The organism is Methylorubrum suomiense, from assembly GCF_022179765.1.
Taxonomy (GTDB): Bacteria; Pseudomonadota; Alphaproteobacteria; order Rhizobiales; family Beijerinckiaceae; genus Methylobacterium; species Methylobacterium suomiense.
Genome location: NZ_BPRE01000024.1, coordinates 37695 through 53570 on the forward strand (window position 1 = coordinate 37695; position 15876 = coordinate 53570).

At 67.1% G+C, this 15876-nt stretch carries 12 protein-coding genes and 1 tRNA gene; 1 reads left to right on the forward strand and 12 read right to left on the reverse strand.

The genetic code is table 11. From position 1 onward, the window contains the following. Positions 1 to 26: 26 nt before the first annotated feature. From rpoB to rplJ, 3 genes are all read right to left on the reverse strand, one after another. Entirely contained in the window at positions 27 to 4154 is a 4128-nt protein-coding gene (gene rpoB, locus MFF26_RS25025; RefSeq protein ID WP_137830006.1) for a DNA-directed RNA polymerase subunit beta, read from the reverse strand. Positions 4155 to 4413: 259 nt separating this feature from the next. Beyond that, positions 4414 to 4791 carry a 50S ribosomal protein L7/L12 gene (gene rplL / locus MFF26_RS25030; protein WP_137830005.1) on the reverse strand — a complete coding sequence of 126 codons (378 nt, stop codon included), beginning with the start codon at positions 4789 to 4791 and terminating at the stop codon, positions 4414 to 4416. Positions 4792 to 4851: 60 nt separating this feature from the next. Then, the gene (gene rplJ / locus MFF26_RS25035) at positions 4852 to 5370 is read right to left on the reverse strand and encodes a 50S ribosomal protein L10 (RefSeq protein WP_238308797.1); all 519 of its coding nucleotides are present in this window, start codon (positions 5368 to 5370) and stop codon (positions 4852 to 4854) included. Positions 5371 to 5925: 555 nt separating this feature from the next. On the opposite strand from rplJ, the gene MFF26_RS25040 reads away from it, so the two are divergent. After that, a complete protein-coding gene (locus tag MFF26_RS25040; RefSeq protein ID WP_137830003.1) occupies positions 5926 to 6159 on the forward strand; it encodes a hypothetical protein in 234 nt (77 codons plus the stop codon). 56 nt (positions 6160 to 6215) lie between these two features. Here MFF26_RS25040 and MFF26_RS25045 read toward each other — a convergent pair whose 3' ends face one another. From MFF26_RS25045 to fdhF, 9 genes are all read right to left on the reverse strand, one after another. Next, positions 6216 to 7859, reverse strand: a complete 1644-nt coding sequence (locus MFF26_RS25045; protein WP_137830002.1) for a B12-binding domain-containing radical SAM protein — start codon at positions 7857 to 7859, stop codon at positions 6216 to 6218. 46 nt (positions 7860 to 7905) lie between these two features. Then, positions 7906 to 9636, reverse strand: coding sequence for a sensor histidine kinase (locus MFF26_RS25050; protein WP_137830001.1), 1731 nt, complete (start codon positions 9634 to 9636; stop codon positions 7906 to 7908). Positions 9637 to 9873: 237 nt separating this feature from the next. After that, the gene (gene rplA / locus MFF26_RS25055; protein ID WP_137830000.1) at positions 9874 to 10572 is read right to left on the reverse strand and encodes a 50S ribosomal protein L1; all 699 of its coding nucleotides are present in this window, start codon (positions 10570 to 10572) and stop codon (positions 9874 to 9876) included. An 11-nt stretch (positions 10573 to 10583) separates the two neighbouring features. Next, complete coding sequence (gene rplK, locus MFF26_RS25060; RefSeq protein ID WP_137829999.1) at positions 10584 to 11033, reverse strand: 50S ribosomal protein L11; 450 nt, start codon at positions 11031 to 11033, stop codon at positions 10584 to 10586. 218 nt (positions 11034 to 11251) lie between these two features. Beyond that, positions 11252 to 11785: a transcription termination/antitermination protein NusG gene (gene nusG, locus MFF26_RS25065; protein ID WP_137829998.1), complete on the reverse strand. Its 534-nt coding sequence runs from the start codon at positions 11783 to 11785 to the stop codon at positions 11252 to 11254. A 43-nt stretch (positions 11786 to 11828) separates the two neighbouring features. Then, on the reverse strand, positions 11829 to 12131 hold the full coding sequence (secE, locus tag MFF26_RS25070; protein ID WP_137829997.1) for a preprotein translocase subunit SecE: 303 nt from the start codon (positions 12129 to 12131) through the stop codon (positions 11829 to 11831). A gap of 167 nt (positions 12132 to 12298) precedes the next feature. Next, positions 12299 to 12375, reverse strand: a tRNA-Trp gene (locus tag MFF26_RS25075). A gap of 150 nt (positions 12376 to 12525) precedes the next feature. Next, positions 12526 to 12816, reverse strand: a complete 291-nt coding sequence (locus MFF26_RS25080; protein WP_137829996.1) for a formate dehydrogenase subunit delta — start codon at positions 12814 to 12816, stop codon at positions 12526 to 12528. Positions 12817 to 13018: 202 nt separating this feature from the next. Next, the gene (gene fdhF / locus MFF26_RS25085) at positions 13019 to 15871 is read right to left on the reverse strand and encodes a formate dehydrogenase subunit alpha (protein WP_137829995.1); all 2853 of its coding nucleotides are present in this window, start codon (positions 15869 to 15871) and stop codon (positions 13019 to 13021) included. Positions 15872 to 15876: the final 5 nt, after the last annotated feature.

A 15876-nucleotide genomic window follows, 5' to 3' on the forward strand; every position in this document is an offset into this window, starting at 1 on the left:
GCCGCCGCGGGAGGTCGTCTTCGCGGTTACTCGGCCGCCTCGGCCGGCGGCTCGATCTGGTCGTTGCTGGCGTCCTTCTTCGAGGAGGTGAGCTCGACGTTGAGGCCGAGCGAGCGCATCTCCTTGACGAGCACGTTGAACGACTCCGGGATACCGGCCTCGAAGGTGTCGTCGCCGCGCACGATCGCCTCGTAGACCTTGGTGCGGCCGGCCACGTCGTCCGACTTCACCGTCAGCATCTCCTGCAGCGTGTAGGCCGCGCCGTAGGCCTCCAGCGCCCAGACCTCCATCTCGCCGAAGCGCTGGCCGCCGAACTGCGCCTTTCCGCCCAGCGGCTGCTGGGTGACGAGCGAGTAGGGGCCGATCGAGCGGGCGTGGATCTTGTCGTCCACGAGGTGGTGGAGCTTCAGCATGTAGATGTAGCCCATGGTGACCTTGCGGTCGAAGGGCTCGCCGGTCCGCCCGTCGTAGAGCGTCGACTGCGCCGAGCGGTCGAGCCCGGCCATCTCCAGCATCGTCTCGATGTCGGCTTCCTTGGCTCCGTTGAACACCGGGGTAGCCATCGGGACGCCACGGCGCACGTTGTTGCCGGCCTCCGCCAGATCCTCGTCGGAGAGACCCTCCAACTCGGCCGGGGAGTAGATCGCCTCCATCTCCGTCCGCAGCGGCGCGATGTCCTGATTTCTCAGATAGGCATCCACCGCCTTCGACACCTTGCGACCCAGGCCCGCAGCCGCCCAACCCAGATGGGTTTCCAGGATCTGGCCCACATTCATGCGCGAGGGCACGCCGAGCGGGTTGAGCACGATGTCGGCATGCGTCCCGTCCTCGAGGAACGGCATGTCCTCGATCGGCACGATGCGCGACACGACACCCTTGTTGCCGTGGCGGCCGGCCATCTTGTCGCCCGGCTGGATCTTGCGCTTCACCGCCACGAAGACCTTGACCATCTTCATGACGCCGGGCGGAAGCTCGTCGCCGCGCTGCAGCTTCTCGACCTTGTCGAGGAAGCGCTGCTCGAGGCGCTTCTTCGACTCGTCGTACTGCTTCTGCATCGCCTCGATTTCCGTCATCAGACGGTCCTCGACGACGGCGAACTGCCACCATTGCGAGCGGGGATAATCGTTGATGATCTCCCGCGTCAGGGTGGTGTCCTTGCGGAAGCCCTTCGGGCCGGCGACCGGGGTCTGACCGATCAGCACGTCGGCGAGGCGCGCGTAGGTGTTGCGGTCGAGGATGGTCTGCTCGTCGTCGCGGTCCTTGGCGAGACGCTCGATCTCCTCGCGCTCGATGGCCTGCGCGCGCTCGTCCTTGTCGACGCCGTGGCGGTTGAACACCCGGACCTCGACGATCGTGCCGGTGACGCCCGGCGGCACCCGCAAGCTGGTATCGCGGACATCCGAGGCCTTCTCGCCGAAGATGGCGCGGAGGAGCTTCTCCTCCGGCGTCATCGGGCTCTCGCCCTTCGGCGTGATCTTGCCGACGAGGATGTCGCCCGCGTGGACCTCGGCGCCGATATAGACGATGCCGGCCTCGTCGAGGTTCTTGAGCGCCTCTTCCGAGACGTTCGGGATGTCGCGGGTGATCTCCTCCGGACCCAGCTTGGTGTCGCGGGCCATCACCTCGAATTCCTCGATGTGGATCGAGGTGAACACGTCATCCTTCACGATCCGCTCGGAGAGCAGGATCGAATCCTCGAAGTTGTAGCCGTTCCACGGCATGAACGCGACGAGCACGTTGCGGCCGAGCGCCAGTTCGCCGAACTCGGTTGAGGGACCGTCGGCGATGATCTCGCCCTTCTTCACCTGCTCGCCGACGCGCACCAGCGGCTTCTGCGTGATGCAGGTCGACTGGTTGGAGCGCTGGAACTTCTGCAGGCGATAGATGTCGACGCCGGGCTTGGTCGGGTCAGTCTCCTCGTTGGCGCGGATGACGATACGGGTGGCATCGACCTGATCGATGATGCCCGAGCGCCGCGCCGCGATGGCCGCGCCGGAGTCGCGGGCGACCACGGCCTCCATGCCGGTGCCGACGAAGGGCGCGTCGGCGCGAACCAGCGGCACCGCCTGGCGCTGCATGTTCGAGCCCATCAGCGCGCGGTTGGCGTCGTCGTTCTCGAGGAACGGGATCAGCGCCGCGGCGACCGAGACCAGCTGCTTCGGCGACACGTCCATGAGATCGACCCGCTCGGGGCCGACGACGATGACTTCACCCGCGCGGCGGCAGACGACGAGCTCCTCGGTGAGGCGCTTGTCGGCATCCATCTGCGCGTTGGCCTGGGCGACGTAGTACTTCGCCTCCTCCATCGCCGAGAGATACGACACGTCGTTGGTCACGACGCCGTCCTTCACCTTGCGGAACGGCGTCTCGATGAAGCCGTACTTGTTCACGCGGGCGAAGGTCGCCAGCGAGTTGATCAGGCCGATATTCGGGCCTTCCGGCGTCTCGATCGGGCAGATGCGGCCGTAATGGGTCGGGTGCACGTCGCGCACCTCGAAGCCGGCGCGCTCGCGGGTCAGACCGCCCGGGCCAAGCGCCGAGAGGCGGCGCTTGTGCGTCACCTCGGAGAGCGGGTTGGTCTGGTCCATGAACTGCGACAGCTGCGACGAGCCGAAGAACTCGCGCACGGCGGCGGCCGCCGGCTTCGCGTTGATCAGATCCTGCGGCATCACCGTGTCGATATCGACCGACGACATGCGCTCCTTGATGGCGCGCTCCATGCGCAGGAGGCCCAGGCGATACTGGTTCTCCATCAGCTCACCGACCGAGCGGACGCGGCGGTTGCCCAGGTGATCGATGTCGTCGATCTCGCCCTTGCCGTCGCGGAGGTCCACCAGCGCCTTGACGACCGCCAGCATGTCCTCCTTGCGGAGCGTGCGCACGGTGTCGGCGGCGTCGAGGTCAAGGCGCATGTTCATCTTCACGCGACCGACCGCCGAGAGGTCGTAGCGCTCGGCATCGAAGAACAGCGAGTGGAACATCGCCTCGGCGGTGTCGAGCGTCGGCGGCTCGCCGGGACGCATCACCCGGTAGATGTCGAACAGCGCGCCTTCGCGGCCGGAATTCTTGTCCACGGCCAGCGTGTTGCGGATGTAGGGGCCGACATTGACGTGATCGATGTCGAGCACCGGCAGCTCGCTGATGCCGACCTCGTCGAGGCTCTTGAGGAGCTTCTCGGAGATCTCGTCGCCGGCCTCGGCCCAGATCTCACCGGTCTGCATGTTGACGAGGTCCTCGGCGATGTACTGGCCGACGAGATCCTCGTCGGTCGCCTTGAGGAACTTGGTGCCCTTCTCGCCGATGAGACGGGCGTTGCGGGCGTTGAGCTTCTTGCCGGCTTCCAGCACCACCTCGCCGGAATCGGCGTCGATGAGGTCGACCGAGGCCTTGAAGCCCTTCAGGCGCTCGGCATCGAACGGCACGCGCCAATCGGCGCCGTCGCGGACATATTCCACGCGGTTGTAGAAGGTCGACAGGATCTCCTCGCCGTCCAGCCCCAGGGCGAACAGCAGCGAGGTCACCGGCAGCTTGCGCTTCCGGTCGATGCGCACGTGCACGATGTCCTTGGCGTCGAACTCGACGTCGAGCCAGGAGCCCCGATAGGGGATGATGCGGGCCGCGAACAGCAGCTTGCCCGAGGAGTGCGTCTTGCCCTTGTCGTGGTCGAAGAACACGCCCGGCGAGCGGTGCATCTGCGAGACGATGACGCGCTCGGTGCCGTTGACGATGAAGGTGCCGTTGTCCGTCATGAGCGGCATGTCGCCCATGTAGACGTCCTGCTCCTTGATGTCCTTGACGGACTTGGCGCCGGTATCTGGGTCCACATCGAACACGATGAGCCGCAGCGTCACCTTGAGCGGGGCCGCGAAGGTGATGCCGCGCTGGCGGCACTCGTCGACGTCGTATTTCGGCTGCTCGAAGGTGTAGCGCACGAACTCGAGCAGAGCGGTCGAGGCGAAGTCGGAGATCGGGAAGACCGACTTGAAGACGCTCTGCAGGCCCTCGTCGCCGCGACCGCCTTCCGGCTCGTCCACCATCAGGAACTGGTCGTACGACGCCTTCTGAACCTCGATGAGGTTCGGCATCTCGGCGACTTCCCGGATCTTACCGAAGAACTTGCGAATGCGCTTGCGACCGACCAGCGTATTGGCCATGAGACCTCGCTCCACCATTCCCGCGTCCTGGTTGCCCGGGGAAAGCTTCCGCTTCCCGCGCCGGGCTGGCAGACGCGTCCCGCCGGACCGCCTGCCCCGTATTGGAATTCCCACCCTCGCACGGACCTGATCCGGGGTCCGCCGGTCGCTGCCGTAGAAGCGACCTTAGCCCGCGGGCGAGGCACCCGCGGGCTCCGGTCACGGAAGGCTCCAGCGAGCCTCCCGTGCGGTGATGGGCCGGAGGCGGCCCATCGTGGACTTACTTGAGCTCGACCTTGGCGCCGGCCTTCTCGAGCTGGGCCTTGAGCTTCTCGGCCTCGTCCTTGGCAACGCCTTCCTTGACCGGCTTGGGCGCCCCCTCGACGAGGTCCTTGGCTTCCTTGAGGCCGAGGCCGGTGATCGCGCGGACCTCCTTGATGACCTCGATCTTCTTGTCGCCGGCCGAGGCCAGGACGACGGTGAACTCGGTCTGCTCTTCGGCGGCCGGGGCAGCGGCGCCACCAGCGGCCGGGCCGGCAACGGCGACGGCGGCAGCGGCGGAGACGCCCCACTTCTCCTCGAGGAGCTTGGCGAGCTCGGCGGCCTCGAGAACGGTCAGCGAGGAGAGGTCCTCGACGATCTTGGCGAGATCAGCCATGTGCGTATTCCTTCAGGTATATCGGTTCGAACGGATGATTTTGCGAGGGGATGAAACGGCTCAGGCCGCCTCGTCCTTCTTGGCATAGGCCCCGAACACGCGGGCGAGCTTGGCCGCCGGCGCGTTGACGACCTGGGCGATCTTGGTCGCGGGAGCCTGGATGAGGCCCACGAGCTTGCCGCGCAGTTCGTCGAGGGACGGCAGGGTGGCCAGAGCCTTCACGCCGTCGGGGTTCAGGGCAGTCGTTCCCATGGCGCCGCCGAGAATCACGAGCTTGTCGTTCGTCTTGGCGAAGTCCACCGCAACCTTGGCGGCCGCGACCGGATCGCTCGAATAGGCGAGCAGGGTCGGGCCCTTCAGGAGGGGCTTGATGGAGGCGACGTCCGTGCCATCGAGAGCGATGCTGGCGAGCCGGTTCTTGGCGACCTTCACGGTGGCGCCGGCCTGCTTCATCTGCGAGCGCAGCTTCTGCATGTCGGCGACCGTGAGGCCCTTGTAGTGGGCCACGACGACGACGGCGTTCGTGGTGAACACGCCGTTGAGCGTCGAGACGAGATCAGCTTTAGCTGTCCTGTCCACTGGTGCTCTCTCCGGTTGGCGGAACCTGGAGCGGGTCCGCCGGTTGCACATGCCGCCCGGGACGGATCTGGCGCGAAGCCGGATCCGTCGGGCGACGTCTCACGGCCCTGTCCCCTTGAAGCGCCGAAAGCCCTTCGCAGGTGAGATTGGTTCAAACCGATCCCTCCCCGTGCCGCCTTCCGGCGACCCGACGAGGTCTTAAAAGAGTTCGGTCTTCCCCGTCTGTGCAGGCTGTCGCCGATTAAGCCGGTCGCCCGGCGCCTGCAGTCTCGGACAGGACATGGCCGGACGAAGGCTCCGAAGCATGCTTGCCCCGAAACCCTGCCGGCCATCGCCGCCCGGTTGCCCGGACGGCATCTCGAATGGAAACCGACCGATTGGCCGATCCCTTATCCATGGGTGAATTCTAGGAGCGCGGTCTATAGCGGCGTGCAAGCCCCCTGCCAAGTCCCGGTCCGCGACTTTTCCGTCGCAGGCAAGCCGGATCGGCTCGACCGAGGCGCTGCGGCATCGCCGCGCTTTTCCTCCGGGCATGCCGCAGACTACGCTCGTCGGATGACGCCCGCCACCGTCGCCATCGTCATCGCCACGCCCGCCGGCCTGCGCCACCTCGCCAGCCCGAGCGAGCGCGCCGCGGCGGGACCGGCGGAAGAGGTTCTGCGCGGGCTTGGGTCGGCCGTGCGCGGCGCGAGCTTTTGGGTGCAATGTGCCGATCCGGCCGCACGGGCACGGCTGACGAGTTATTTATGGGGCGTGAAGGCTGAGATCCTGGCTGAGAAAGCCGAGTAGGGAACGTCTCCCCGTTCAGGGGAGAGTTCCTATCGAATCCGTGGCCTTCCGCTCCCTTACGCCGCCTCCCGCTCCGGGGTGAACCGGCGCCTCGTGTTCTCCCACCAGCTGCGGTCGCGGGCGGCTTCCTGCTCGGCGGCCTTGGCGGCGTAGAACGAGGCGTTGTGCTCGCCGCGGAGAGCCTCGCGGGTGAAGCGGATCAGGTGATGGGCGACGAAGCCCATGTTGAACACCGCCTCGATCTGGCCCTTGCGCAGGGCATGGCCCGCCGCTCGCCAGAACGGCCGGCGGTAATCCGAGAACAATCCGACGCGGGTGATGATGTTGAAGCCGAGGATCAGGCCGCGGCGGAGATTGGTGAAGGTCAGCTTGCCCGCGGTGGGGGTGACGATACGGTTGCCGTAGGTCACGTCGCACTGGTGCTTGAAGCGCTCGAACAGGTTCTCGGGGCTGTAAGCATGGGCGATGGCCCGGCGCCAGGAACTCACCACGGTGTCGTGGGGGCGCTTGAACAGCACGTTCGATTCGAGGCTCGCATCGTGCAGGAGGCGGCCTTCCCGCTCCAGCCGGTCCCACAGAGGGGTCTTGGGCAGGGCCTGGAGCAGGTTGATCGTGAGCACCGGGATGGCCGACTTGTCGATGAAGTCGATCAGGTTCTGCTCCGACTTGTCGGTGTCGGAATCGAGCCCGAGGATGATGCCCGAGGTCACCTCGAGCCCGTAGGAATTCAACGTCGCGATCGCCTCGTACATCGGCACGGCGGCGTTGTGGGTCTTGTCGATGCCCTTGAGCGCGTCCGCCTCCGGCGTCTCGATGCCGACGAACACGGTCATGAAATTGGCCTGCCGCATCAGCTCGAGGATCTCGGGCTGCTTGGCCATGTTCAGTGTCGCCTCGCAGGCGAACTGGAGCGGGTAGTTGTTCTTCTTCTGCCATTCCACGAGATGCGGCAGCATCTCGCGGGTCGCCTTGCGGTTGGCGATGAAGTTGTCGTCGACGAAGTAGACCACCGCCGGATGTCCGGGCTGGCTGATGATGGCGTCGAGTTCGGCGCACATCTGCTCCGGCGACTTCAGCCGCGGCTGACGTCCGTAGAGCTGCGGGATGTCGCAGAACTCGCAGCGATAGGGGCAGCCCGACGAGAATTGCAGCGAGCCGATCAGGTAGCGCTTGAGCGGCGCCGACTCGTAGGCCGGTGCCGGGAAGTCGGACAGGGCCAGCCGGTCCTTGGTGTCGAGCACCACCTGGGCGTCGGGCCGCGACAGGTCGCGGTCGAGAATCTCGATCAGGCGGTCGGTGGCGTCGCCGATCTCGCCGACATGGAGATAATCGAAATCCGGATATTTCTCCGGCGCACCGGAGACGGAGGGGCCGCCGAGCACCGCGACCTTACCGGCGGCATGGGCCCGACGACCGATATCGTGGATCTGGCCTTCCTGGATGTGCATGCCGGAGACGAACACCGCATCCGCCCAGGCGAATTCCTCCGCCGAGGCCGGCTTGATGTTCTCGTCGACGAAGCGGCACTCCCAGGTCTCGGGCATGTAGGCCGCGATGACGAGGAGGCCTTGCGGCGGCATGAACGCCTTCACGCCGCCCATCAATGGGTAGGCGTGTGAGAACGTCCCGAAGGACGGCGTGTAGGCAGGGAAGACGCAGAGAATGCGCCGGCGGGACGAGACGGGGATGGTGCAACGCATGGCGCCTATCTAGCACAGCCGCGGGCGTTGGCCTCCCCCTCTGACATCAGGTTCCCGTGCGACGCGATGCGCCTTCGAAGGCGATCGGCTGCGCGGCCTCGCGCTCCAAGGGAACGTCGATGACGCAGCGCAGGCCGGCGGGCGCGAAATCCAGCTGCACCTCGCCGTCGAGTTCGCGGGCGATGCCGCCGGTGATCAGGCGACTGCCGAAGCCCCGACGCCGGGGCGGCGCGACCGCGGGACCACCAGTCTCGGACCATTCGATCCGCAGCCGCTCGCGGCCCGACTCGCTCCGTTTGACCCGCCACGCGACGTTGACCCGGCCCTCCTCCGTCGAGAGCGCACCGTACTTGGCCGCGTTGGTGGTCAGCTCATGGGCGGTCATGCCCAGAGCCAGCACGTAGCGCGGGGGCAGCTCCACTTCTTCGCCCGAGAGGATCACGTGCCCCTCCCCGGAGCGGTAGGGCGACAGCTCGTTCTCCAGGACCTGATGCAGGGGCGCGCGGGTCCAGTCGCGGCGGGTGAGGAGATCGTGAGTCTTGGAGAGCGCCAGGATGCGGTTCTCGAGCTGCTCCACCTGCTCCTCGCCCCCGCGGGACTGGCGCGCGAGGGACTGGACGGTGGCGAGCGTGTTCTTCACCCGGTGGTTCAGCTCGTGCAGCATGGTCACCTGCTGCTCCTGCAGCGCATGGCTGCGGGAGAGTTCGGCCTTCAGGCTCTCCTCGTGGCGCTGAAGATCGGCGGCCATCCGGTCGAAGGCACGGCCGAGCTTGCCGAATTCGGAAGTGCCGCTGAGGCCCGAGCGGATCCCGAGATCGCCCGCGCTCCAGGCGCCCGCCGCGTCGAGGAGCTGGCGCACGGGACGGCGGATGAAGCGGCGTCCGCCCCAGAGCGCCGCCAGCACGGCGAGCAACGTCCCCAGGGCGATCAGGATGGCACCGCGCCGAGTGGCCGCGTCGATATCCGCGAAGGCGATCTCGCGGCTCAGGCCGACCATCACCGTGATGCCGTCGAGAGGTCCGCCCGGACGCACCACCCCGGCGATGCGCATATTCCCGCGCAGGCCCTCCATCTCGGTCACACCGCCCTCCGCGACAGCGCGGCCGAGACCGGTGGTGAAGGTCTCCGGCACCGGGCGTCCGAGCCACTCTCCGGAATCCGGCAGGCGCACCAGCACGATGCCGTTGCGATCGGTGACCGTGATCGTCGCGTCGTGGGGCAGGCCGGCATTGCCGAGGCGGCGTCCGAGCCATTCGGGATCGAAGCCGAGATTGATCAGGCCGTCGATCGCACCCGACGCATCGTGCAGCGGGTGGGCGAACTGGATCGTGGGGCGGCCGGTGCCGCGACCGATCACGTACTCGCCGACGGCCGAACTGCCCGTTGCCATCACGCGCTGGAAATAGCCGCGGTCGCCCAGCGAGTAGGCGCCGGGCGCCGCGCCGCGACTGTTGCAGACGAGGGTGCCCTCGCGATCGGTCACGACGATGACCTGCGAACCTGAGATCCGGCCGGCGACCGCGCCGAGGAAGGTGCTGCAGGCAGAAGCCTCGCGATTCCGGATCACGGGCTCCTCGGCCAGGATATCGAGGGTCTGGCGGGCACCGTCGGCGAAGTCGGCGAGGTCGGCGGCCACGGCCTGCGCGCCGCGCAGGGCCGCGGCCCGGACCGCGGCGGAGCGGGAATCCCGCAGGGCGTGCTCGTTATAGATCTGCACGGCGACGGCGGGGGCGAGCGCCAGCAGCACGAGGAGCAGGATGCGTCCCGTCAGGGTCACGGCGTGAGCCCTCCGGCAGGCGGCATCCCGAGCGTTCCTGCCCGTCCCATGATCGGTCGCTCCGCCGGTCGACCGGCGACCGTCCCGCATGCGGGCGGATGCCCGAATGCCCAACTTATCAAATCATGGGTTAGCAAACCACGGGCTCGGGGCAAGCCGGAGACCGTTCAAAAGGAAGAGGGCGCCCGGCCTGCCGGCCGGACGCCCTCTCTCAGACGCATCCGCAGAGCGGATCGATCAGGCGGTCAAGACGGTCGAGGGCTCGACCTTGACACCCGGGCCCATCGTCGAGGTGACGGCGATGCGCTGGATGTAGGTGCCCTTGGCGCCCGTGGGCTTGGCCTTGGCGACCGCGTCGGCGAAGGCCTTGATGTTCTCCACGAGCTTCTGCTCGTCGAAGGACACCTTGCCGACGCCGGCATGGATGATGCCGGCCTTCTCGACGCGGAACTCCACCGCGCCGCCCTTGGCGGCGGCGACGGCGCCCTTCACGTCCATGGTGACGGTGCCGACCTTCGGGTTCGGCATCAGGCCGCGCGGGCCCAGCACCTTACCGAGGCGACCGACGAGCGGCATCAGGTCCGGGGTCGCGATGCAGCGATCGAACTCGATCTTGCCGCTCTGGACGATCTCCAGGAGATCCTCGGCGCCGACGATGTCGGCACCCGCGGCCTTGGCGTCGTCCGCCTTGGCGCCGCGGGCGAAGACCGCCACGCGCACCGTCCGGCCGGAGCCGTTCGGCAGATTGCAGACGCCGCGGACCATCTGGTCGGCGTGGCGGGGATCGACGCCGAGATTCATCGAGATCTCGACGGTCTCGTCGAACTTGGCGTTGGCCTTGGCCTTCACCAGCTTGATCGCCTCGTCGATGGCGTAGAGCTTGGTCGGCTCCAGACCCTCGCGGGCGGCGCGGATGCGCTTTCCTTCGCGTGCCATGATGCCCTCCCTTACGCGACGACTTCGAGACCCATGGCCCGCGCGGAGCCACGGATCATCGCGACCGCCGAATCGACGCTGTCGCAGTTGAGGTCGGGCATCTTCTTCTCAGCGATCTCGCGGAGCTGCGCTTCCGTGATCTTGCCGACGGTCGGGCCCTTGCCGGGAGTCTTGGAGCCGGAGGCCGGCTTCTTGCCGAGCTTCAGGCCGACCGCCTTCTTGAGGAAGTAGGTGACCGGCGGCTGCTTCATCTCGAAGGTGAAGGAACGGTCCTGATACGCGGTGATGATCACCGGGATCGGGGTGCCCTTCTCCATCTGCGCGGTCTTCGCGTTGAAGGCCTTGCAGAATTCCATGATGTTGAGGCCGCGCTGACCGAGCGCGGGGCCGATCGGCGGCGACGGGTTGGCGGCGCCGGCCGGGACCTGAAGCTTCACGTAGCCCGTGATCTTCTTCGCCATGGGACTGCTCCCAAAGTGTGCGCGTCCCCGCGCTGCCTAGGCACGGTCGGACGGGCGGTTGCAGGTCGCGGTGCGATCCGAACGATCCCGGGGGCGAAGCCGGGCGGATCTCCCGCGGATGACGACGGGCCGAGCGGCGCCGTCGGTTTCCGGTGCGTGAACGCGACCGAAAGGGATGGAGGCCGATCCAACGCGATCGGCCTCGAAACTTGTGGAAATCAGGCCTTCTCGACCTGCCCGTATTCGAGCTCGACCGGGGTGGCGCGGCCGAAGATCGAGACCGCCACCTTGAGGCGGGAGCGGGCCTCGTCGATCTCCTCCACCGTGCCGTTGAAGGAGGCGAAGGGACCGTCGGCGACGCGCACCGTCTCGCCGATCTCGAAGGAGACCGTGTGCTTCGGACGATCCACGCCCTCCTGCACCTGTCCCTTGATCCGCTCGGCCTCGGCGTCGGGGATCGGCACCGGCTTGGCCTTGTCGGCTCCGAGGAAGCCGGTGACCTTCGGGGTGTTCTTGATGAGGTGGTAGACCTCGTCGGTCAGGTCGCACTTCACCAGCACGTAGCCGGGGAAGAACTTGCGCTCCGCATCGACCTTGCGGCCGCGGCGCACCTCGGTGACCTTCTCGGTCGGAACCATGACCTCGTCGAACAGCTCGGTCAGCCCGCGCTGAGCCGCCTGATCCTTGATGGACTGGGCGACCTTGTTCTCGAAGTTCGAGTAGGCGTGGACGATGTACCAGCGCTTCGACACGGGTCTTCTCAACTCCCTGAGGCTTCCGGGAAGCCTCGAAAAATCAGGCGCCGATGCCCAGGATCAGGCCGACGCCGACGCGCAGCACCTGATCGACGGCGACGAAGAACAGGCTCGCGATCACCACCATGATGAACACCATCATCGTCGTGATGGTGGTCTCCTTGCGGGTCGGCCACGTGACCTTGCGGGCCTCGTCGCGCACCTCGCCGAAGAATTCGAGCGGGCCGGTGCGCTTGGGCGCCGGGCGCGCGGGCGGCGTCGGGCGCTGCGGCGACGTCGAGGACGTCCCACGGGCGGGGCCGCGGGCCGCGTCGGCTTTCTTGGTCGCTTCGTTCGATGCCATGGCGCACTTGAGACCGAAAAGGCTCCGGGAACCGCCGATCGCGGTGCGAGGACCTTGGGGGTCCGGCACCGACGGCATCTGACGATCTCGGAATGGGCCCGCTCTAGCGCAAGAGATGCGGCTTGTCGATGGGCCGGGATGTCGGTGGAATGGGTGGAGGGCGCCCGTGGCAGGAGTGGAGGGACTCGAACCCCCAACCCCCGGTTTTGGAGACCGGTGCTCTGACCAGTTGAGCTACACTCCTACGGCGCCGGGGCGCGGCTCGCGTCATGCCGTAACATGCGGCGCGACGCAAGAGTCTCGAGGCAACAGACTTGAGACCGGAGCCAATAGACTTGCCGACGCTTCGTGCGCAGCGGTCTGCCTGGACGGGCCGGACCTATTCCTGACCGAATCAGCCGGCGTCGCTGGCGCCCTCGCCCGCGAGCTGCGGGTTGCGGGTGGCCGGGCGCACGGGGCTGTCGGTGACGGGCTTGCCGTCGAGGGCCTTGTGGACCAGCGGGTCGAGCCGCTCGCCGGCCTCCTCGGCATAGCCCTCGATGTCGCGGCGCATCTTCGGCGTCCAGAAGGCGACGATGTGGTTGTGAATGCCCGCCACCGCCTCGTTCTCCGGATAGGACCGGAAGAACAGGGCGATCTGGTTGGCCATGCGGACCAGCTTGTCGTTGGGATGTGTCGCGCTCATCGCCTGCTCGGGCTCTGGATGGATGGGACCGCAGGCCATCCCTCGCCCTCATCCTGAGGTGCTGAGCGCGAGCTCAGCCTCGAAGGAGGGCTCCAGGGATCGCTCAGCGAACGGGAGCCCTCCTTCGAGGCCTCCGCTTCGCTCCGGCACCTCAGGATGAGGGGGGTGGGTAGGAGAGGCGAAAATCGCCTCTCCCGAGGGCTTACTCCGCCGCCTCGGCGATACGGGTCAGCGAGAAATCTTCCTCGAAGAACTTCGCTTGCCAGTCGGAAGGCCGGTTGGTGCGCCGGACCTGCACCGCCGTCACCTTGTATTCGGGGCAGTTGGTGGCCCAGTCCGAATAGTCGGTGGTGATGACGTTGGCGCCGGTCTTGGCGTGGTGGAAGGTCGTGTAGACGATCCCCGGCTGCATCCGCTCGGTCACCTTGGCCTTCAGGGCGATGTCGCCGGACCGGCTCTCCAACGCCACCAGGTCGCCGTCGACGATGCCGCGCAGCTCGGCGTCGAAGGGGTGGATCTCCAGCACATCCTCCTCGTGCCAGCGCGAATTCTCGGTGCGCCGGGTCTGGGCGCCGACATTGTACTGCGACAGGATGCGGCCGGTGGTGAGGATCAGCGGGAACTTGCCCGTCGTCCGCTCGTCGGTGGCCACGTATTCCGTGATCATGAAGCGGCCCTTGCCGCGCACGAACCGGTCCACATGCATCATCGGGGTGCCGAGCGGCGCCTTCTCGTTGCACGGCCACTGGATCGAGCCCAACTCCTCCAGCTTGGCGTAGGACACGCCCGCGAAGCTCGGGGTGAGCGCCGCGATCTCGTCCATGATCTCGCTGGGATGGGTGTAGTCCATCCGGTAGCCCAGCGCGTTGGCGAGCAGCACCGTGCCCTCCCAATCGCCGTAGCCGCCCATCGGGGCCATCACCTTGCGCACGCGGGAGATGCGGCGCTCGGCATTGGTGAAGGTGCCGTCCTTCTCCAGGAACGAGGCGCCCGGCAGGAAGACGTGAGCGTATTTCGCGGTCTCGTTCAGGAACAGATCCTGGACCACGATGCACTCCATGGCCCGGAGACCGGAGGTCACGTGATGGGTGTCGGGGTCAGACTGCGCGATGTCCTCGCCCTGGATGTACATGCCCTTGAAGGTGCCGGAGACGGCCTCGTCCAGCATGTTGGTGATGCGCAGGCCCGGCGCGTTGTCGAGCTTGGCCCCCCAGATCGCCTCGAAGCTCTCGCGGGTGGCGTCGTCCGAGACGTGGCGGTAGCCCGGCAGCTCGTGCGGGAACGAGCCCATGTCGCAGGAGCCCTGCACGTTGTTCTGGCCGCGCAGCGGATTCACGCCCGCGCCCACCATGCCGATATTGCCGGTGGCCATGGCAAGGTTGGCCATGCCCATGACCATGGTCGAGCCCTGGCTGTGCTCGGTGACGCCCAGACCATAGTAGATCGCGGCCCGGCCGCCGGTGGCGTAGAGGCGGGCGGCCTCCCGGATCGCCTGCGGATCGACGCCGGTGATGGCCTGCGCGGCCTCCGGCGAATTGCGCTCCTCGGCGATGAAGCAGGCCCAGGATTCGAACTCGGCCAGATCGCAGCGCTCGCGAACGTAATCCTCGGCGATCAGCCCCTCGGTCACGATGACGTGGGCGAAGGCGTTGACGAAGGCGACGTTGGAGCCGGGCTTGAGCGGCAGGTGGTAATCGGCCTGGACGTGGGGCGACTTCACCAGATCGATCTTGCGCGGATCGGCGACGATGAGCTTGGCGCCCTCGCGGATGCGCTTCTTCATGCGCGAGCCGAAGACCGGGTGGCCGTCGGTCGGGTTGGCGCCGATGACGAGGATCACGTCGGATTCCTCGACCGACTTGAAGTCCTGCGTGCCGGCGGAGGTGCCGAGCGTGGACATCAGGCCGTAGCCGGTCGGCGAGTGGCAGACGCGGGCGCAGGTGTCGACGTTGTTGTTGCCGAAGGCGGCGCGCACGAGCTTCTGGACGAGATAGGCTTCCTCGTTGGTGCAGCGCGAGGATGTGATGCCGCCGACCGAGTCGCGGCCGTATTGGGCCTGGATGCGCTTGAACTCGGAAGCGGCGTGATGGATCGCCTCCTCCCAGGAGACTTCGCGCCACGGATCCGTGATCTTCTCGCGGATCATCGGCTTGGTGATGCGGTCCTTGTGGGTGGCGTAGCCGTAGGCGAAGCGGCCCTTGACGCAGCTATGGCCCTCGTTGGCCTTGCCGCCCTTGTAGGGCACCATGCGGATGACCTTGTCGCCCTGCATCTCGGCCTTGAAGGCGCAGCCGACGCCGCAATAGGCGCAGGTCGTCACCGCCGAATGGTCGGGCTGGCCGTATTGGTGGACCGTCTTCTCCTGCAGGGTCGCGGTCGGGCAGGCCTGGACGCAGGCGCCGCAGGAGACGCATTCGGACTGCATGAAGTTGGTCGGGCCGGCCGCCACGCGCGAGTCGAAGCCGCGGCCCTCGATGGTGAGCGCGAAGGTGCCTTGCGTCTCCTCGCAGGCGCGGACGCAGCGGTTGCAGACGATGCATTTCGACGGGTCGTAGGTGAAGTAGGGGTTCGACTCGTCCTTCGGCAGGTAGCGCTCGGAGGTCGGCTTGACGTGATTGTCGCCCTCGTAGCCGTAGCGCACGTCGCGCAGGCCCACTTGGCCGGCGGTGTCCTGCAGCTCGCAATCGCCGTTGGCCGCGCAGGTCAGGCAGTCGAGGGGGTGGTCGGAGATGTAGAGCTCCATCACGCCCTTGCGCAGGCGATGCAGCTTGTCGTTCTGCGTGTGCACGACCATGCCGTTCTCGGCCGGCGTGGTGCAGGAGGCGGGCGTGCCGCGCCGTCCCTCGATCTCGACGAGGCACATCCGGCAGGAGCCGAACGGCTCCAGCGAATCGGTGGCGCAGAGCTTCGGGATCTTGGTGCCCATCTGCATCGCGGCGGCCATCACGGAGGTGCCCGCCGGCACCGTCACGCTCTCGCCGTCGATGGTCAGCGTCACCGTCTGTTCGGAGAGCCGGATCGGGGTGCCGTAGTCGATTTCCTTGATGAGGGTCATCGTTG

Coding starts and splice junctions, on each gene's coding strand:
- rplK (WP_137829999.1), bottom strand. CDS start 11,033: ATGGCGAAGAAGATCACGGGCTACGTGAAGCTTCAGGTCCCGGCCGGC.
- rplL (WP_137830005.1), bottom strand. CDS start 4,791: ATGGCTGATCTCGCCAAGATCGTCGAGGACCTCTCCTCGCTGACCGTT.
- secE (WP_137829997.1), bottom strand. CDS start 12,131: ATGGCATCGAACGAAGCGACCAAGAAAGCCGACGCGGCCCGCGGCCCC.
- MFF26_RS25040 (WP_137830003.1), top strand. CDS start 5,926: ATGACGCCCGCCACCGTCGCCATCGTCATCGCCACGCCCGCCGGCCTG.
- rpoB (WP_137830006.1), bottom strand. CDS start 4,154: ATGGCCAATACGCTGGTCGGTCGCAAGCGCATTCGCAAGTTCTTCGGT.
- fdhF (WP_137829995.1), bottom strand. CDS start 15,871: ATGACCCTCATCAAGGAAATCGACTACGGCACCCCGATCCGGCTCTCC.
- MFF26_RS25045 (WP_137830002.1), bottom strand. CDS start 7,859: ATGCGTTGCACCATCCCCGTCTCGTCCCGCCGGCGCATTCTCTGCGTC.
- MFF26_RS25080 (WP_137829996.1), bottom strand. CDS start 12,816: ATGAGCGCGACACATCCCAACGACAAGCTGGTCCGCATGGCCAACCAG.
- rplA (WP_137830000.1), bottom strand. CDS start 10,572: ATGGCACGCGAAGGAAAGCGCATCCGCGCCGCCCGCGAGGGTCTGGAG.